This window comes from Streptomyces sp. NPDC059740, from assembly GCF_042733155.1.
Classification (GTDB): domain Bacteria; phylum Actinomycetota; class Actinomycetes; order Streptomycetales; family Streptomycetaceae; genus Streptomyces.
Map to the genome: position 1 here is coordinate 1 of NZ_JBHWGP010000038.1, position 18,401 is coordinate 18,401.

Here is an 18,401-nt window from a genome sequence, read left to right on the forward strand (position 1 = left end):
CCGGCCCGCCCCCGTGGTGCGGTGTTCCCTGGGGCCCCCCCCGCCCGCGGCGGGTTCCCCCCCCGCCCCCCCCCCCGGGGCCCCCCCCCCCCGCTGTGGACGAGACACGGAGGCGAGGAAGAGGCGGGCGAGGCGGGACCTCCCCCGGTCCGACCGGACGCCTCGGCCGTCGCGCTCACCCCACGTCCCGGCGCCGCAGCGCCAGCAGACCCGCGGCGGTCGTGGTGACGGTGACCGCCGCCAGCCAGAGGAAGGGGGTGGCACTCACCGTTCCGCCGGGCAGTTTCGGGAGGTGGGTGAAGGGCGAGAGATCCAGCACCGCCTGGGGGAGCCGCAGGGCCTGCCCCAGCCAGCCGACGGCGAGGACGAAGGCCGCCGCCACCCAGCCCAGCCACTGGGCGTCACCGCCCGCGGGCGCCACGCCGAGAAGGAGCGTGGCGACCCCGGCCAGCACCCAGACGGCGGGTACCTGGGCCAGGACGGCGAGCAGCGGGGGGCCGCAGCGGCCGAGCGGGTCGCCGGTGCTGATGCCGTAGCCGAGCCCGAGGGTGAGGCCGCCCGCGGCGAGCACCAGCGTGCTGCCGAGGAACGCGACGGACAGGTGGCCCGCCGCCCACCGCAGCCGGCTCACCGAGCCGGCCAGGACCGCCTCGGCGCGTCCGCTCGCCTCCTCGGCGTGCAGGCGTGCGACGGCGCCCACGACGTGGAGGGTGGCCACCGTGCCCAGCAGGCCCACGGTCACCGAGACGAAGGCGTCCGTGATGCCCTGGTGGCCTCCCATGCGGGTGACGATGTCGCGGGTCTGGCCGCTCCCGCCCACCAGGTCGGCCGCGCCGTCGGTGAGCGCCCCGAAGATCGCTCCCGTCGCGGCGAACGCCAGGACCCAGCCGAGCAGTCCCCCGCGTTGCAGCCGCCACGCCAGCCCGATCGGCCCGGCCAGGCGGGCCGAGGCACGGGCGGGACCCGGCCTGCTCGCCCACAGGCCGGTGCCCAGGTCGCGGCGAGCGGTGAGGCCGTACGCGGCGGCGCAGGTGAGGCAGGCCGCCGCGAGGAACAGCAGCAGCACCGGCCAGCGTTCGCCGGCGAAGGCCCGCAGGTGCTCGCCCCACCCGAGGGGGGACAGCCAGGTCAGGGGCGAGGTGGCGGCCGTCGAGGCGGCGTCGCCGGCGGCGCGCAGCACGAACGCCGCACCCACGGCCGCCCCGGCCAAGCCCTTGGCCGCCCGTCCGCTCTCGCAGAGTTGCGCGGTGACGGCTCCGACACCCGCGAAGGCGAGACCGCACCCGGCGAGGGCCAGCCCGAGCGCCAGCGCCCCCCGCCACGGAAGCCCCGAGCCGGCCAACCCGGCGGTGACGAGCGCGGCGAGCGCCAGGTTCGCCACGGCGGCGGCCAGCAGCGCAGCCGTCAGCGGGGCGTGCCGGCCCACCACGGCCGCCGACAACAGCTCCTGACGGCCGCTCTCCTCCTCATCGCGGGTGTGCCGTACGACGATCACCAGGCTCATCACTGCGGCCAGACCACCTCCGAAGCCGACCATCCGCCAGGCGGTGAGGCCACCGAGGGAGGCGTCGAAGACGGGACCGTAGAGGGAGCGCAGCGAGGCGTCGGCCGTCATCGACCGGACGAGTCCGGCGCGTTCGGCGGCCGTGCCGTAGAACTTCTCCAGGGCGGAGCTGGTGGCGAGGACCGAGAGGCCCAGGGCCAGCACCCAGGCGGGCAGCATCAGCCGGTCGCGGCGCAGAGCCAGCCGCAGCAGCGTCCCGGTGCCGGCCAGGGGGGCGCCACCGCGGCGGGTGCGGTCCGCTGCGGCCGTGGCCGGACCGCTCCGGGGGCGGACCACGCGGCGCCCCCGGCCGGTCGTCCGCACGTCCTCCTGCGCCGGCACGGCCTCGCGCGGGCGGCTCATCGGATGTCCTCGGGCGCCCGGCGGGCCTGCGTCTCCCCGCGCGAGCCGCCCCGGCGCGCCGTGCGCCGGGCCCCCGCGCCCGACCGCGCCCCGTCCGGCGCCACCTCAGCCGGCGCCGCCCCGTCCGGCGGTCCCGCGTCCGGCCGTGGCGCACCTGGCGGGTTCTCACCTGACGTGGTCCCGTCCGCGTAGTGGCGCAGGAAGAGCGCCTCCAGGGTGGGCGGGGCGCTGGTCAGGGACCGTACGCCGGCGTCGGTGAGCGCGCGCAGCACGCCGTCCAGGTGCTCGCCGTCGACCTGGAGCGAGACGTGCGCCCCGCCCTGCCCGTCCGGTCGCAGCTCGACCTCGTGGACGCCGGGGAGCCCGGTCAGATCCGCGGGTTCGCCGCGCAGTTCGGCGGTGACGTCGGTACGGGTGAGGTGGCGCAGCTCGGTGAGGGTGCCGGATTCGACGGTGCGGCCCCTGCGGACGATGCTGACCCGGTCGCAGACCGCCTCCACCTCCGTGAGGACGTGGCTGGAGAGCAGCACGGTCCGGCCCTGCGACCGGGCCTCCCGTACGCACCTCTGGAAGGCCGCCTCCATCAGGGGGTCCAGCCCGGAGGTGGGTTCGTCGAGGACGAGGAGTTCGGCGTCCGAGGCGAAGGCGGCGACCAGGGCGACCTTCTGACGGTTGCCCTTGGAGTAGGTGCGGCCCTTCTTCGTCGGGTCGAGGTCGAAGAGGTCGAGCAGCTCGTCGCGGCGCCGGCTGTCGGGCCCGCCGCGGCGGGGGGCATCGGCCGGGCGGTGCAGCCGGCCGTAGAGGTCGATGACCTCGCCCCCGGTGAGGTTGCGCCAGAGCGTCACGTCCCCGGGCACGTACGCCAGGCGCCGGTGGAGTTCGACGGCCTCGCGCCAGGGGTCGTGCCCCAGCACCTGGGCGGCGCCGGAGTCCGCTCGCAGCAGCCCCAGCAGGACCCGGACCGCGGTCGACTTCCCCGCCCCGTTCGGCCCGAGGAAGCCGTGGACCTCGCCTGCCTCGACGGTGAGGTCGAGGCCGTCCAACGCGTGCGTCCGGCCGAAGGACTTGTGCAGGCCGGCCACGGAGATCGCCTTCGTCATGGTGTTGAAGCTACGGGGATTTCACAAATTTGTGAAGTTAAGAAACCGTATAAAGTCGGGAACGGTTGCGAGCACGGGAGAGGATGCGCCTATGGCGGAGGAGCGGCAGGAGCAGGCCGGTGCCAAGACGGACCCGGTGCCTTCGGCGAGTGACGCCTCCCGGTTCGTGGAGAGGTTCGCCGCACAGTTGACGGACGCGGGGATGCAGCGCATGCCCGCACGGGTCTTCGCGGCCCTACTGGCTTCCGAGACGGGGGTGCTGACCAGTGCGGAACTGGGGGAGCGCCTCCAGATCAGCCCGGCTGCCGTCTCCGGTGCGGTCCGCTACCTGGCACAGGTCGGCATGATCAGCCGGGAGCGGGACCCGGGTTCGCGGCGGGACCACTACCGCATCGACGACTGGCACGACGCCTTGGCGCAGCGCGACAACGCGCTCCTGCGCTGGCAGGGCGTCCTGCGCGAGGGCGTCGAGGTCTTCGGAGCGGAGTCGGCGGCGGGCCGGCGCATCGGCGAGACCCTGGAGTTCATCACCTTCATGCAGGACGAGATGGTGAAGATGCTCGCCCGCTGGCGGGAGCACCGCCGGCAGTTGCGTGACGGAGAGGCGTAACGGCGGGGCGTGGCGGAGACGCGTGATGGGGCCCGTGGCGGAGACGCTTGGCGAGGCCGGTGGCGGAGACGCTTGGCGAGGCCCGTGACGGTGACGCGTGATGGGGCCCGTTACGGGGGCCCGTTAGGGAGAGCCGTGACGGAGACGGGCGCCAGGCCGGCTGACTGCGGGGGAACGGCGACGGCGGCGGTGACACGGGGACCACGGGCACCGAACCGCCGGTGGCACAGGGGTCGACGGGCACCGAACCGGCGGTGGGGCCGGGGCCGCCGCGTCACCGCCACCGCAGCCCCAACCGTCACCTTCACCGCTGCCGCAACCGCAACCGCCACCGCCGCTGGGACTGGCGTAGGCGGTGCCGGTGGCAGTGGGGGCAGCGGTGGCAGTGGGGGCAGCGGGGGAAGTGGTGGCCGCGGTGGCGGCGGCGGCCGCGGTGGCGGCGGTTGCCCGTGGGGCGGTACGGGCGTCAGTTACGGGGCAGCACCAGCCGCCATGCTCGGGGCCGGACCGTCCAGGTGCGGGTGCGCACCGGTCCGCCGAGCTCGGTGTCGGCGCGGTAGTGGAAGTCCGGGCCCGAGACGGTCACCGCGTGGGCCCGCACCCGCAGTGGCCGCTCGCTGCTCGGCAGGTGTATGACCACTTCGGCCGTACCGTCCGCCGCGTCCCCCTCCGCCGGGTCCGCCGAGGTGGTCCCGTGGCCGGCCGGAACCACCGAGACACCGCGCAGCGGCTGGTCGAGGTCGGCCACCACCACCCCGTCCGCCTCCACCCGCAGCCTGCTCGCCTCCGGCAGGGCGGTCCGCCGCCGCCGGACGCTCCCCGGCACCACCGAACCCGCCAGGCTGCCCAGCCCCGTCACGGGCGCGGCCAGCAGGGCCAGCATGGTGCGGGCCGCCGCATGGGTGGTGCCGGAGGACGGGCCGGCCGCCGCGCCCGTCACTCCGTCGGCGCCGGTTGCGGCAAGCTCCGCACGCCCATCGCCACGGCCGGCGACAGGGCCTTCGCCGCCACCACCGCCAGGGCCCCCGCCAAGGGCGCCCCCAGGGGAACCGGCGTGGAGGCCCGTGCGGTCTGCGCTGCTCCCGGCTGCCCCGACCTGCGTGTCCTCTCCCGCCCCTGACTCGGCACCCAGTCCGGTGACGGCCCCCGCATCGGCTTCCGGCGAACCGTCCTCCGCCACCACGGCGCTTGTGGCGGGCCCCGCGGCCTCTGTGGTGAGACCTGCGGACTCCGTGGTGAGACCTGCGGACTCCGAGACGGGCCCCGCGGCCCCGACGGCGGGCTCCGCCGACGCTGCCTGGAGGGAGGAGGCGGAGGGGCCCGTGGTCCCGCTCGGAACACCCTCCGCCACGGCGCCGGACGTCACCGGCGTGACAGCGTGCGGGACGAGACGGCCCGCTCCGGCGGGGACCTCCTGGCGCGGAACGCCCGGCGTGGCCGCCCGCCCGGGACCGCCCGGGGCGGCGGCAGGCCCCGGTACGTCCGGCGGGGTGGTCTGGCGCGGTACGCCCGCTGCGACGGCCCGCGGCCCGGCCGCCGCCGAGCCGCCCTCCGCCGCAGCGGACGCCACAGCCCGCACCGGGGAAGCCCCCGACGCCTTCCCCGGGATCTCCCGCGCCTCACGCGGAGCCTCCTGCGGAGCCTCCTGCGAAGCCTCCCGTGATGCCGTCACCGGACCCTTCGCCGGAGCGTCCGTCCCGGGCGCCACCGCCGGCCTCGTCCGGGCCCTGCCGGCGGCCTCCGCCGGAGTCTGCGCCCGGGCCCTGCCGGCGGCCTCCGCCGGGGCCTGGGGCGGTTCCGCTATGCGCAGGCTCGCCACCACCACCCCGTCGCTGTCGTCGGTGAGCAGGTCGAGGTCGCGGACCGCGCCGTCCAGGACCGTGCGGGCCGCGGCCACCGCGTCGGTGGGCAGCCCCAGCGAACGCGAGAGGGCCACCGTCTCCGGCGGCCCGACGGGCACCACGGCCAACGAGACCCGGCCCAGCTCCCGCTCGCGGTAGAGCTGCCCCACCGCCCGGAGCAGCGCCCGGTCGTCGCCGATCACCACCGGTCGGCGCCGCCCCCGCCGGCTGAGTGCCCGGGCGAACTCCTCCCCGTCGTCCGGAAGGCAGATCTTCGTGGCCGCCCCGGCGGACAGCACGTCCCGCGCGATCCGCACGGACTCGCCGTCCGTACGGCGGGCCACGGGATCGATGACGACGAGCAGGGAGAGTTCGGCGGAGCCTGGAGCCGACACCTCGGTCCTTCCTCAGTTGGGTGAGTGCGCTGTTCGGAGTGGTCACGTGGGGTCACGGTGGCGGCCCTCCCCGTCCACACCGCGGACATCGGAGAGATCGTGTTCGTCCGTTACGAGAAATGTTCGGTAATCTCTCGGTGCAAGAGCCCCTGTCGCTGTTGCGTCAGGGGCTTCGTCTATCCGGGGCACCGGTTCGACGCTCTTGCGGCCGCCGCGCCCGTAGCGAGCCGCACGCACGTGGGACATGCCCCGCCCGGAAGGGGTGTACGCCTGTGCCCGCACTTGTGCTGCTCGGTGCTCAGTGGGGTGATGAGGGCAAGGGAAAGGCCACCGACCTGCTCGGTGGGTCCGTTGACTACGTGGTGCGTTACCAGGGCGGTAACAACGCAGGCCACACGGTCGTGGTGGGCGACCAGAAGTACGCGCTCCACCTGCTCCCTTCCGGAATCCTCTCGCCGGGGTGCACCCCGGTCATCGGCAACGGAGTCGTCGTCGACCCGTCGGTCCTGCTCTCCGAGCTGAGCGGACTGAACGAGCGCGGCGTCGACACGTCCAAGCTCCTGATCAGCGGCAACGCCCACCTGATCACGCCGTACAACGTCACCGTCGACAAGGTGACGGAACGGTTCCTCGGCAAGCGGAAGATCGGCACCACCGGTCGCGGCATCGGCCCGACCTACGCCGACAAGATCAACCGCACCGGCATCCGCGTCCAGGACCTCTTCGACGAGTCGATCCTGCACCAGAAGGTCGAGGCCGCCCTCGACTACAAGAACCAGGTGCTGGCCAAGCTCTACAACCACCGCGCGGTCGTCGCCGAGCAGGTCGTCGAGGAGATGCTGAGCTACGCGGACGCGCTGCGCGGCTACGTCGCCGACACCACGCTGATCCTCAACGACGCCATCGACGAGGGCAAGGTCGTCCTCTTCGAGGGCGGCCAGGGCACCCTGCTGGACGTCGACCACGGCACGTACCCCTTCGTGACCTCGTCCAACCCGACGGCGGGCGGTGCCTGCACCGGTGCCGGCGTCGGCCCGACGAAGATCAACCGGGTCATCGGCATCCTCAAGGCGTACACCACCCGTGTCGGCGCCGGCCCGTTCCCCACCGAGCTGCTGGACGAGGACGGCGAGGCGCTGCGCTCCATCGGCGGCGAGCGCGGTGTCACCACCGGCCGCGACCGTCGCTGCGGCTGGTTCGACGCGGTCATCGCCCGGTACGCCACCCGCGTCAACGGCCTGACCGACTTCTTCCTCACCAAGCTCGACGTGCTCACCGGCTGGGAGGAGATCCCGGTCTGCGTCGCCTACGAGGTGGACGGCCGCCGCGTCGAGGAGCTGCCCTACAGCCAGACCGACTTCCACCACGCGAAGCCGATCTACGAGAAGCTGCCGGGCTGGTCCGAGGACATCACCAAGGCCAAGACCTTCGCCGAGCTGCCGAAGAACGCGCAGGCCTACGTGAAGGCGCTGGAGGAGATGTCGGGCGCCCCGATCTCGGCCATCGGCGTCGGCCCGGGCCGCGACGAGACGATCGAGATCAACTCCTTCCTGGACTGAGTGCGCCGAGGCCGGCCCCTGCCCGTGAGGCCGGCCTCACCGGTCCTGGCCTGTGGGGCCGGCCTCACCGGTCCTCGCGGCGGCCGGGCCGCGTGAGCCACCACGCCCGCGCCCCCGCCGCCTCCACCAGCACCACCGTGCCAAACCAGGCCCAGCCCAGCACGACCGTGGCCTGGGCGGGCGGCTTCAGGTAGGCGACCTTCTCGGGCCCCACCCACACCGGCGTGCCCGAACCGTCGACGTACTCCTCACCCCACTCGAACGGGAGGTCGGCGATCCGGCCGAACACCCGGTGCCCCGCCGTGTCACGCCAGTAGTAGCGGGGCTCCTCCACGGTCGGGTCCGGGTTCCGTGCCCCGTTCGCCAGCCGGCTCCAGTAACCCGCCTCGTAGGCCGTGTAGGCGCGCACCAGGGCGACCGCCGGCGCGACCAGCGCCGCCACCGCCACCACGGCGAGCACCACCCCCACGACCCGCCGCACCCGTCGCCGCCGTTCCCTGACGTCCATGCCGCCCCCTCTCCGACGCGGACGGCCCCGGCCCGGTGCGGCCGACGCCTCTCAGGGACGCGAGCGCTCTCCCGCCCGCCGTCCCGCCCGCAGCGGCCAGTACACCCCCAGCGCCACCACGAACGCCACGTAGTACGCCAGATCCGCGCCGTGCAGGGCCCGGGCGACCGGGCCCACGTAGAGGCTGGTGTCCATGAAGGGCACGGCGGCGCCGAAGGCCACCACGAAGGCCAGGACGGCCGGCCACCACGGCACCGGACGGGCGAACTCCGCCGCCACGTCGATCGGCGCGCCCTCCCGCTCCCGGGCCCGGGCCCGGAAGTCGACCAGCACGATCGCGAAGAACGCCGGGATCCAGTAGCCGACGAAGAGCAGCACGTTCTGGAAGCGGGCCGTGGTGTCGGCGGCGTGCATCCACAGCACCAGCAGGAAGCCGAGGACCGCGGCGGCCCCGGCGGCGACCGGACGCGGCAGCCGCACCCCGGCGGTCTGGAGCGCCAGCGAGCCGCTGTAGTCGTTCATCGCGTTGCTGCACACCGCCGCCGCGGCCACCGCCAGCAGACCGAGCGTCCCCAGCGCACCCCCGCCGAGCAGGTGGTGCAGCCCCGCAGCCGTCTGGTCGGTGAGGACCTTCGCGCCCCACAGGCCGATCACCTGCACGCACAGGAAGGACAGGACGACGCCCAGCAGTGCGTACCAGAACATGCGGGGACGCGAGGTGGAGCGGGGCAGGTAGCGGCTGAAGTCCGAGGCGTACGGGGTCCACGAGACCGACAGGCTCAGCGCCACCGCCGCGGTCAGCCAGAAGGCGCCCGTCTGGTCGGCGCCGTGCACGGAGCCGGCAGTGGGCAGCGAGACGTCCGAGAGCAGCCCCACGGCTATCGCGAGGAACGCCGCCGCCAGCACGAAGGTCATCACCACCTGGAGGCGGTGCAGCACCTCGTAGCCGAAGACGCCGACCACGCCCTGGAGCAGCAGCACCGCCAGCGCCCCGGCCCAGAACGGCCAGCCCAGCACCTGTGCCAGCGCCTCGCCGCCGAACAGGCCGATGAGGGCGTCCCAGGCGATCGAGGACAGCCACTGCATCACCCCCGGCAGCACCACACCGGAACCGAAGGCCAGCCGCGAGAGGGGCAACTGGCCCGTCCCGGTCAGGCCGCCCCAGGTGCCCAGGTAGGCGGCGGGCACCGCGCCCAGCACGGTACCCAGCACGACGGCGGCGAGCGCGGTCCAGAAGCCCAGGCCCAGCGTCACCCCCACCGTCCCCGTGAAGACACCCGAGACGGTCAGGTTGGGCGCGAACCAGACGGTGAACAGCCGAGCCGGCCCCCCGTAGCGGCGGTCCTCGGGCACCGGGGCTATGCCGTGCCCCTCCACGGCGAGGTCGCCGGAACCCGAGGGCATGCGTCCGCCGTAACTGGGACGCGTGATGGTCATGATCTCCCCTGGTGGCTGTGGCTGTGGCTGTGGTGGTGGCTGTGGCTGGGCTGTGGTGGTGCGTGCCGGCCGGTGAGGGCCGTGGTGACGGACGGGAGCCGGCGCTGGTCCGGGCCCGCCCGCGTCTTTGACGGTAACCGAGCCGACCGCCCCACCCCTCGGTTGTCCACAGGCCGACCGGGTCGCCCGTCTCGGGGGGTGGACGTCTGTCCACAGGCTGTGCCCGAGCCCCCGCACCTCTCCTAGGCTGGGCCCGCACACCGCCCCACCGCTCAAGGGGCGGACCCGAGCGAGACCCGAGGTAGTCAACGGTGACCACGCTTCCCCAACCCTCAGCCCCCTCCACCCCCCTCGTCGACCCCGCCGCGGGCGCGGCCGTCAAGGCCGCCGACCGCGCGCACGTCTTCCACTCCTGGTCCGCACAGGGACAGCTCGACCCCCTGGCGGTCGCCGGCGCCGAGGGCTCCTACTTCTGGGACTACGACGGCAACCGCTACCTCGACTTCTCCTCCCAGCTGGTCAACACCAACATCGGCCACCAGCACCCGAAGGTCGTCGCGGCCATCCAGGAACAGGCGGCGAAGCTCTGCACCGTCGCCCCCGGCTTCGCCGTCGACGTGCGCTCCGAGGCGGCCCGCCTGATCGCCGAGCGGACCCCCGGCGACCTGGACAAGATCTTCTTCACCAACGCCGGTGCCGAGGCGGTGGAGCACGCGGTGCGGATGGCACGCGTCCACACCGGCCGCAACAAGGTGCTCTCCGCCTACCGCTCGTACCACGGCGCCACGGCCGCCGCGATCAACCTCACCGGCGACCCGCGCCGCTGGGGCTCCGACAACGGCACCGCCGGCGTCGTCCACTTCTGGGGCCCCTTCGCCTACCGCTCGCCCTTCCACTCGGCCGACGAGGCGCAGGAGTGCGAGCGCGCGCTGGCCCACCTGGAGGACACGGTCGTCTTCGAGGGGCCGCAGAACATCGCCGCGATCATCCTGGAGACGGTGGTGGGCACCGCGGGCATCCTCGTGCCGCCGCCCGGCTACCTCGCCGGGGTCCGCGAGATCTGTGACCGCCACGGCATCGTCTTCATCCTCGACGAGGTGATGGCCGGCTTCGGGCGGACGGGCCGCTGGTTCGCCGCCGACCACTTCGACGTCGTCCCCGACCTGCTCACCTTCGCCAAGGGCGTCAACTCCGGCTACGTCCCGCTCGGCGGCGTCGCCCTCTCCGCAAAGATCGCGGCGACCTTCGAAGACCGCCCCTACCCCGGCGGACTGACCTACTCCGGTCACCCGCTGGCCTGCGCCTCCGCCGTCGCCACGATCAACGCCATGGCGGAGGAAGGCATCGTGGAGAACGCCGCGGCCATCGGCGCGGACGTCATCGGCCCCGCGTTGCGGGAGATGGCCGAGCGCCACCCCAGCGTCGGCGAGGTCCGCGGCATGGGCGTCTTCTGGGCGCTGGAACTGGTCCGGGACAAGGCGACCCGCGAGCCGCTGGTCCCCTACAACGCCGCAGGTGCCGCAGCCGCCCCGATGGCCGAGTTCGCCGCGGCCTGCAAGAAGGGCGGCGTCTGGCCGTTCGTGAACATGAACCGCACCCACGTCGTCCCGCCGTGCACCATCACCGCGGACGAGGCCAGGGCCGGACTGGCGGTGCTCGACGAGGCGCTGACGGTCGCGGACAGCCACACCGTCCAGCGCTGACCCGCCCCGCACCCCCAGGACCGCAGGTCAGGCCGGGCGAAACCGGCAAACCGGCCGGCGGGACCATCCGGTGGTGCGGCCTCGCCTATCGTGAGGCGGGGCCGCACCACCTGCCAGCGGCCCAGTGTCATGCGGAAGGAACCGACACCATGCCGGCGAGCCCAGGTGGACCCGTCGGCGGCCTGATACAGCGCAGCACGCTGCGCCAGCAGATCGCCGACGCACTACGGGACGAGGTGACGGCGGGACGCCTGCCCCCCGGGCGGCAGTTCACCGTCAAGGAGATCGCCGAGCAGTACGGTGTCTCCGCCACCCCGGTGCGCGAAGCGCTGCTCGACCTGACCGCCCAGGGGCTGCTCGACGTCGAGCAGCACCGCGGTTTCCGGGTCCACACCTTCTCCGTCGACGACTTCCGGGCCATGGTCGGTGCCCGCACCCTCATCGTGGAGGGCGTGTTCCGCGGCGCCGCCCAACACCCCGATCTCGCCCTGGACCCGACGGTCCTGGCCGCCGTCACCCGGCGCGCCGAGGAGGCGGAGCGGGCCGCGCGCGCCGGCGACCTCGACGTCCTCATCGGCTACGAACTGCGGTTCTGGCGCGAGATCTGCCGACTGGTCGACAACCCGTACATCACCGGCTTCCTCGACCGGCTCCGGGTCCAGGCCTGGGTCTTCGCGGTCCCCCTGCTGCGGCGCCGCGGTGACCTGCGCGGACGGCTCTGGCAGCGCCACCGTGCCCTGGCCGGGGCGCTCCAGGAGGGCGACCTCGACGAGGTGCAGCGGATGGTGCTCGACTACAACGAGCACTGTCTCTCCCTCGTCCGGGACCTCGGCCCGCCCGGCCCCCCGGCACTACGCTGACCTGACCGCGCGACGCGGCGGCGCACCGACGGACGACGACGCCCCCACGGCCCCGACCCGACTCCCGCGACTCCCCTCCCCGCGGCTCCCCCCACAGCCGCGCTCCGACCCCGCCCGCCCCGGCCCCGGCCCCTGCCCCCGCCCCCTCTCCCACGCACCCCCCACACCCCCGCACCCCCCGCACCTCCATCGAGTCCCCGACTGGAAGCGAGCATCACCTCGTGGCATGTGACCTGTGGCTGGTCCCCCTCGTCGACGTGTTGTGCGAGAGCCCCGACAACCCCTTCTCCGAAGAACTCGCCGCCTACGACAAGGCCCTCGCCGAGGCCGGGCTGCCGCCCGTGCCGGTGCTCGGCTACATGCCGGGGCTCTCCGGCGACGTGGCGCCGGTCGCCGGCTTCGACTACGACGCGCTGCACCTCCTGCGCCGCGCCTACCTCCTCCACGTCAGCGGACTCGCCGTCACGCCCGTCGACGAACTCGGCGGTGACTACGAGCAGTTGCTGGAGGTCTTCGAGACCGCCGCCCAGCAGTCCCACCTCGTCTGGCACTACGACCACGCCGGTACCTACGTCCCCGTCGACTTCCCCCACCCGCTGGCGAACGACGAACTCCTGGCCGGCGGCGGCCCGCTGGGCTCCTCACACGGCCTGCTGCGGGAACTGCAACTCGTCGCCCCCGCCATCGGCCTCGACGCCGCCAACCCGCCGGTCGCCCCCGAGCCGCCGCTGCGCCCCACCGCCCTGGAGGAACGCGCCACCACCGTGCCGCTCGACGACGGGCCGTTCGTCCGCGAGCGGCACGTCTGGGCGGGGCTCCACGCGGCGGCCACGCGCAGCCTGGGCCAGGGATCGATGATCGTCTTCAGTTGACCGGTCGTTCTCTTTCGAGTGACCCGTCGGTGCGCCCTCCACCTGTTCGGACGCCCTCCGGCGGCAGGGAACGGCGGGCGGGCGGTCCGCGCGCCCGCCGTTCGGCGGTAGGAAGGTACGTACGCGGCGCCGCTGCCGCGTACGTACCGTGCGTGGCGCGTCCGTCGCGCGACACAGCCAAGGGGCCGGGCGCACGGGTCAGGCCAGAGGGAGCGCGAGGGTGAGTCAGCCGGAGATGCAGCCCGAGGGACTCCCTCGGGGGGAGGGCCGCGCGCGGCGGAGGGAGGACGGCAGGCCCAGGGACCTCGCCGGCCGCACCTTCCCGCTCGGCGACTGGGGGGAGCCCGCGGAGCGCCTCGACGAGCTGTACCACTGGGTGGAGACCGGCGCGCTGCGTGTCGCCGACTGGTACCTCAAGGACCGGGTCGCCAAGCGCCGCGCCGCCCGCGTCCTGCGCGTGGGCACCGCCACCGGCGCGGCCGCCGCGGCGCTGCTGCCCCTCCTCGACCTCACCGGCGCCGTCGACGCCGCCGCCCCCTGGGGCTACGCGGGTCTGCTGACCGCCGTCGTCTGCGCCTGCAGCGACCGTTTCTTCGGCCTGACGGCGGGGTGGATGCGCGACGTCGCCACCGCACAGGCCGTGCAGCGGCGGCTGGAGGCGCTCCAGTTCGACTGGGCCACCGAGAGCGTCCGCGAGGTGCTCGGCCCCACCGAGGGGACCGCAGGGGAGGCGGCCGAGCGCTGCCTGGGCGTACTGCGGCGCTTCACCGAGGACATCGCCGAACTCGTCCGTGCCGAGACCGCGGACTGGATGGGCGAGTTCCACCGCGGTGCCTCCGCCCTCCCCGCCCACGCGTTCCTGCCCTGGACACCGCGGGCCGAGGGCGCCCCACCGGTGCCCCGCTTTCCTCTCCCGCCCGGCAGCCGCCCCAACATGCCGCGTCAGCGCCCACCCGAGCGCTGACGCCGCCCCACCCACCGGACGCCGCCCATCCGCACCGGTCGCAGCCCCGCCCCCGGGCACGGCCCACCCGCACCGGGCCACGGCCCGCACCCCTCGGCCACGGTCCACTCGCACCGGGCCCGCGTCCACTCGCACCGGGCCACGGCCCGCCCGCACCGGACGCCGAAGCCCCACCGGGGCCAGGGGCCAGGGGCCAGGAGCCCGCGGCCCACAGCCGCCCCGCCCCGACCCACCCGTGCCCCGGCCCGCCCCGCCCCGACCCACCCGTGCCCCGGCCTCCGGCGGACCGCGTCCGGGCCGGGACCTCGGCCGGGACCTCGGCCGGGACCTCGGGCCGGGACGAACTGGGCCGAGACGACCCGAGCCACACGGCCCGGGGCCCGGCCACCCCGCCCGACCCACCGCGGCGTGCGTGCCCGGGTGGGGTGGCCGATAGGCTGCTGGTGTGAAGGTCCTCGTCATCGGAAACGGCGCCCGCGAACACGCCCTGTGCCGCTCTCTGTCCCTCGACCCCGACGTCACCGCCCTGCACTGCGCGCCCGGCAACGCCGGTATCGCCGAGGTGGCCACGCTGCACGCCGTGGACGCCCTGGACGGGAAGGCGGTCGCCGACCTCGCGGTCGAGCTCGCGGCGGACCTGGTCGTCGTCGGCCCGGAGGCACCGCTGGTGGCGGGCGTCGCCGACGCCGTGCGCGCCCGCTCCATCGCCGTCTTCGGCCCCTCCGCCGAGGCCGCCCAGCTCGAGGGCTCGAAGGCCTTCGCCAAGGACGTGATGGCCGCCGCGGGCGTACCCACCGCCCGCAGCTACCTGTGCACCACGGCCGCCGAGGTCGACGAGGCGCTCGACGCGTTCGGCGCCCCCTTCGTCGTCAAGGACGACGGGCTCGCCGCGGGCAAGGGCGTCGTCGTCACCGAGGACGTCGAGGCCGCCCGCCGGCACGCCCTGGCCTGCGGGGTCGCCGAGGGCGAGCAGCCCGGTGCCGGCCGCGTCGTCATCGAGGAGTTCCTCGACGGCCCGGAGGTCTCGCTGTTCGCGGTGACCGACGGCGAGAGCGTCGTCCCGCTCCAGCCCGCCCAGGACTTCAAGCGCGCCCTGGACGGCGACGAGGGCCCCAACACCGGCGGCATGGGCGCCTACTCCCCGCTGCCGTGGGCCGAACCGGGTCTCGTCGACGAGGTCCTGGCCACCGTCCTGCAGCCCACCGTCGACGAGATGCGCCGGCGCGGCACGCCCTTCTCCGGACTGCTCTACGCCGGACTCGCGATCACCTCCCGCGGCGTCCGCGTCATCGAGTTCAACGCGCGCTTCGGGGACCCGGAGACCCAGGTGGTCCTCGCCCGGCTGAAGACGCCGCTGGCGGGCCTCCTGCACGCCGCGGCCACCGGCACCCTTGCCGCCCTGCCGCCGCTGCGGTGGAGCGAGGGCGCCGCGGTCACCGTCGTCATCGCCTCCCACGGCTACCCCGAGGCCCCGCGCACCGGTGACGCCATCGAGGGTCTGGAGGAGGTGGCCGAGCAGGACGCCCCCGACGCCTACGTCCTGCACGCGGGCACCCGCCGCACCGAGGACGGCACGGTCGTCAGCGCCGGCGGACGTGTCCTGTCCGTCACCGGCAGGGGCGAGGACGTGGCCGCCGCCCGCTCCCGCGCCTACCGTGCGGTGGCCCGGATCCACCTCGACGGCTCGCACCACCGCACGGACATCGCCGGCGCCCTGTAAGCACTCCCGCCGCAGCCGTCCCCGCGCGGACCGCCCGTCGCCGGCCGGCCCTCGCAAACCGTCCTCACCAGGCCCCGCCGGGACGCGACCCCTCGCGTCCCGGCGGGGCTCTGCCGTCTTCGGGCGCCTCGGACCCGGTCGGCTTTCCGCAAGGGTTCACGGACGGTCGATCGGTCCCGGTGCCCCCCGTACGGAATTCGTTCGGGTGATGGAACCCGCCATACGGCTGACGTGTGGCCGGACCACAACTATCTTTCCGCGCATGCGTCGACGGCCGGTCGGGGCCTGGGGCGGCGAGGGGGAGCGGTGGCGTGCGGCATGTGGCGCACCGGCATTGCGATGTCGGTGGGCGGTGCGACAGTGGGTGGAGGCGGGACGGAGAGCTCCCCGCCGCGGTACCCGGGCAGACCCTTGTCGCCCCGGCCCTTCCGGCGCACCGGGCGCCGCCCGACGCCCCCGCGTCCGGGCGGTGGACGGTGGCCCCGGTGGCGGCCGAAGCAGGGGCGCACCGCCGGGCACCGGGGCAGCGGCTCTCCGCCGGCCCCCGGGCCGGGCGGTGCCCACCGCGCGGCCCGGACGGAAGCACGTCACGTCCTTTGTTCCAGACCTTCGAAGTTTTCGAGTACCGAGCAGTAGGGGGTGTCAGGCTCGTGACGGTGGTGGAGGCAGGTGTCCAGGTGGCACGGGTCCGTGCCCTCGCGGTGCTGCGCGTACGGGGGCGGGCCCTGGCCGCCGCGCTGATCCCGGCCGGGGTCGCCGTGGTGCTGTTCGCGGGCGCCGCCACGGGCACCCTCGGCGAGGCGGGCGGCGCTTGGCGGGTGGCGCGTTGGGCGGTGGCGGGCGTGGCCGTGGTGGTCCTGGCCGTGGCCGTGGCCGTCGCGCTCGTGGTGGCCCGGGCCCGCCCGGCGCTGAGCCCCACCGTGCCGATCGCGGAGGAGTCGGCGCCCGGCCTCTACCGCATGGTGCGCGAACTCGCCGACCGCCTGGAGGTGCCGGCGCCCTCCGCGATAGCCCTCACCCCCGACTGCGACAGCTGGCTGGAGGACCGCAGCCACCCGGCACACGCCCCGCCCACACCGTCCCCCGCCCCCGAGACCGGCCCGGGAGCCGGAGCGGCAGCGGCGGAGGGGCCGGGTGAGGACGGACCGGGCGACGATGGGGAGCGCACCCGTCCGCCCGGGGAGCCCCGCACCCCCGTCCTCGTCATCGGCTCGCCGTTCCTGTGGTGGATGCGGGTCGCCGAACTGCGCGCGGTGCTGGCCCCGGTGGTCGCGGGCACCGGGTGGGCCGTCCAGCCCGACATAGCGGCGGCCCGGCGGTTCGTGCGGGGGCTGGACGCGGCGGTCGCGGTGACCTCGCGCGGCGGCGGCCCGCTGCGCAGGGCGCTGTCGCTGGCGGTGGGGCCGGTCGTCCGGCGGTTGCTGGGGGCCTGCCGGGACCATGCGGCGGAAATGGAGCGCTGGGTGGCCGCCGCGGCCTCCGAACGCGCCCAGGACGTCGACTACGGCCTGCGCATCGCGGCCCAGGAACAGGTCGGGCTGGCCTACGCGGGCTGGGACCGGCTGCTGACCCGGGTGGCCCTGCCCGCCTGGCGCCTGGGGCGCTGGCCCGCCCGCCTCGACGCCGGCGTGGTCTCCGCCCTCACCGAACTCTCCCGCCGCGACCGCCTGGCCGAGGGCTACGCCTCACGGCTGGCCGAACGGCCCGCCAGCGACCTCCTCACCGAGCCGGGCGACGTCGACCGCGCGGCGTCCCTGCTGGCCGCCCGCCTCTTCCACGGGGCGCCGGCCGAGGCGGGGCCGGGCTGGACGCCCGTCGGCTGGCAGCAGTACCCCCAGGAGGTCACCAGCCGCAAGTGGCGCCTGGACGCCGCCCGCCTCCGCCGGGTCCTGGGAGACCTCCCCGCCGGGCCGGGACCGGCCCCCGCCGCCTCACCCGTCTACGCAGCGGTACGCGCCGAAGGCACCGCGGCCGGACACGGCGGCGGCCACCCGCACGCCGTCGGTGGCGAACCCCCCACCACGTCACCCCCCGCGTCCTCCGCCGGGACGCCCACCGCGCCCTCCGCCGCCCCGCCCGGCACGCCGTCCGCCCCGCACCGCGGCCCCTCGCCGGCCCCGCACACCGCGCCCGAGCCCCCGCCCTCCGGCGGAGCCGCCCGCTCCCCGGCCGCCCACCGGAGCACCGCGGCGGGTGGCCGCCAGGCGGAGCCCGGAGAGCCACCGGCAGCCGCCACCACCCTGGCCCGGCTCATCGTCCACCTCTCGACCGACACCGAGGCCGCGGCCGACGTCGCGGACCGGCTGGGCACGGAGCTCGCCCGGGAGGAGCGGGAGGCGGCGAGCAGCCGGCCCCCCGCAGGGGACGACGCCGGATCGCCACCGGTCTGGGGCGACGGCATGACGGGCTCCGTCCCGCCCTACCTCACCCCGCTGCCCCGCACCGGCCGCGAACTGCTCGCCGACCACGTCACCGCGCTGCTGTGCTGTACCGCCGTGGAGACCGCCGGTGCCAGCCCCGGCCTGGACTGGCTCGACGGCCCGTCCCTCGTCGTCAGGGGAGAGCGGCGGGCGGACCACGGCCCCGCCGTGCGCAGCCTCGTCGACGAGGGCGACGCGGAACCCCTGCGGCAGTGGCTCACCTCGGTCGGCGTCCGCCTCTGACCCCCGCCGCTGATCGCCCGCCCGCCGCCGACCGCTGACCGCTGACCGCCCGCCGCCGACCGCCGGCCGCCCGCACCCGTGGCCGCGGCATGCCCGCCCCGTGGCCGCGGCAGGATCGCCCCGTGGCCGCGCAGACCCGCGCCGCTCCGCGGGGGCGCGCGCCGGTGGCCGGTGCGCCCCGGCACCACGCCTGCGCCCGGTGGGTCCGCGCCGACGCCCCGCCCGGGGAGGCACGCGGTCGGGCCACTACCGAGGGTGGCCGG

General features: G+C 75.4%; 13 protein-coding genes. 8 read left to right on the plus strand and 5 right to left on the minus strand.

Annotated features, from left to right (window positions below):
• Positions 1-175: 175 nt before the first annotated feature.
• Together ACFV3R_RS29185 and ACFV3R_RS29190 are read right to left on the minus strand one after the other, a co-directional pair.
• A complete protein-coding gene (locus tag ACFV3R_RS29185; RefSeq protein WP_385589388.1) occupies positions 176-1,906 on the minus strand; it encodes an ABC transporter permease in 1,731 nt (576 codons plus the stop codon).
• Positions 1,903-3,006, minus strand: a complete 1,104-nt coding sequence (locus ACFV3R_RS29190) for an ATP-binding cassette domain-containing protein (RefSeq protein ID WP_385589390.1) — start codon at positions 3,004-3,006, stop codon at positions 1,903-1,905. Before ACFV3R_RS29190 ends, ACFV3R_RS29185 begins: the two co-directional genes overlap by 4 nt.
• Before the next feature lie 91 nt (positions 3,007-3,097).
• Between ACFV3R_RS29190 and ACFV3R_RS29195 the strand changes: the two genes are divergently transcribed.
• A complete protein-coding gene (locus ACFV3R_RS29195) occupies positions 3,098-3,616 on the plus strand; it encodes a GbsR/MarR family transcriptional regulator (protein WP_385589392.1) in 519 nt (172 codons plus the stop codon).
• 466 nt (positions 3,617-4,082) lie between these two features.
• Here ACFV3R_RS29195 and ACFV3R_RS29200 read toward each other — a convergent pair whose 3' ends face one another.
• Positions 4,083-5,852, minus strand: coding sequence for a hypothetical protein (locus ACFV3R_RS29200; RefSeq protein ID WP_385589394.1), 1,770 nt, complete (start codon positions 5,850-5,852; stop codon positions 4,083-4,085).
• Positions 5,853-6,124: 272 nt separating this feature from the next.
• Here ACFV3R_RS29200 and ACFV3R_RS29205 point away from each other — a divergent pair, with 272 nt between their 5' ends.
• Complete coding sequence (locus tag ACFV3R_RS29205; RefSeq protein WP_385589396.1) at positions 6,125-7,411, plus strand: adenylosuccinate synthase; 1,287 nt, start codon at positions 6,125-6,127, stop codon at positions 7,409-7,411.
• Between the two features lie 64 nt (positions 7,412-7,475).
• On the opposite strand, the gene ACFV3R_RS29210 is transcribed toward ACFV3R_RS29205, so the two are convergent.
• Together ACFV3R_RS29210 and ACFV3R_RS29215 are read right to left on the minus strand one after the other, a co-directional pair.
• Positions 7,476-7,919, minus strand: a complete 444-nt coding sequence (locus tag ACFV3R_RS29210; RefSeq protein ID WP_385589398.1) for a hypothetical protein — start codon at positions 7,917-7,919, stop codon at positions 7,476-7,478.
• 51 nt (positions 7,920-7,970) lie between these two features.
• Positions 7,971-9,356 (minus strand): purine-cytosine permease family protein, encoded by a 1,386-nt coding sequence (locus tag ACFV3R_RS29215; protein ID WP_385589400.1) that lies wholly within the window; start codon positions 9,354-9,356, stop codon positions 7,971-7,973.
• 311 nt (positions 9,357-9,667) lie between these two features.
• Here ACFV3R_RS29215 and ACFV3R_RS29220 point away from each other — a divergent pair, with 311 nt between their 5' ends.
• From ACFV3R_RS29220 to ACFV3R_RS29245, 6 genes are all read left to right on the plus strand, one after another.
• Positions 9,668-11,059 carry an aspartate aminotransferase family protein gene (locus ACFV3R_RS29220; RefSeq protein ID WP_385589402.1) on the plus strand — a complete coding sequence of 464 codons (1,392 nt, stop codon included), beginning with the start codon at positions 9,668-9,670 and terminating at the stop codon, positions 11,057-11,059.
• Positions 11,060-11,208: 149 nt separating this feature from the next.
• Positions 11,209-11,919, plus strand: coding sequence for a GntR family transcriptional regulator (locus tag ACFV3R_RS29225; protein WP_385589404.1), 711 nt, complete (start codon positions 11,209-11,211; stop codon positions 11,917-11,919).
• Between the two features lie 221 nt (positions 11,920-12,140).
• Positions 12,141-12,791: a hypothetical protein gene (locus ACFV3R_RS29230; RefSeq protein WP_385589406.1), complete on the plus strand. Its 651-nt coding sequence runs from the start codon at positions 12,141-12,143 to the stop codon at positions 12,789-12,791.
• 220 nt (positions 12,792-13,011) lie between these two features.
• A complete protein-coding gene (locus ACFV3R_RS29235; protein ID WP_385589408.1) occupies positions 13,012-13,755 on the plus strand; it encodes an SLATT domain-containing protein in 744 nt (247 codons plus the stop codon).
• 445 nt (positions 13,756-14,200) lie between these two features.
• A complete protein-coding gene (gene purD / locus ACFV3R_RS29240) occupies positions 14,201-15,475 on the plus strand; it encodes a phosphoribosylamine--glycine ligase (protein WP_385589410.1) in 1,275 nt (424 codons plus the stop codon).
• A 659-nt stretch (positions 15,476-16,134) separates the two neighbouring features.
• Positions 16,135-18,138 (plus strand): hypothetical protein, encoded by a 2,004-nt coding sequence (locus ACFV3R_RS29245; protein ID WP_385589473.1) that lies wholly within the window; start codon positions 16,135-16,137, stop codon positions 18,136-18,138.
• The last annotated feature ends 263 nt before the right edge of the window (positions 18,139-18,401 follow it).

Bases quoted from the DNA above. Each gene is read 5' to 3' on its own strand.
- ACFV3R_RS29185 (WP_385589388.1), bottom strand. From the start codon at position 1,906: ATGAGCCGCCCGCGCGAGGCCGTGCCGGCGCAGGAGGACGTGCGGACG.
- ACFV3R_RS29190 (WP_385589390.1), bottom strand. From the start codon at position 3,006: ATGACGAAGGCGATCTCCGTGGCCGGCCTGCACAAGTCCTTCGGCCGG.
- ACFV3R_RS29195 (WP_385589392.1), top strand. From the start codon at position 3,098: ATGGCGGAGGAGCGGCAGGAGCAGGCCGGTGCCAAGACGGACCCGGTG.
- ACFV3R_RS29210 (WP_385589398.1), bottom strand. From the start codon at position 7,919: ATGGACGTCAGGGAACGGCGGCGACGGGTGCGGCGGGTCGTGGGGGTG.
- ACFV3R_RS29215 (WP_385589400.1), bottom strand. From the start codon at position 9,356: ATGACCATCACGCGTCCCAGTTACGGCGGACGCATGCCCTCGGGTTCC.
- ACFV3R_RS29225 (WP_385589404.1), top strand. From the start codon at position 11,209: ATGCCGGCGAGCCCAGGTGGACCCGTCGGCGGCCTGATACAGCGCAGC.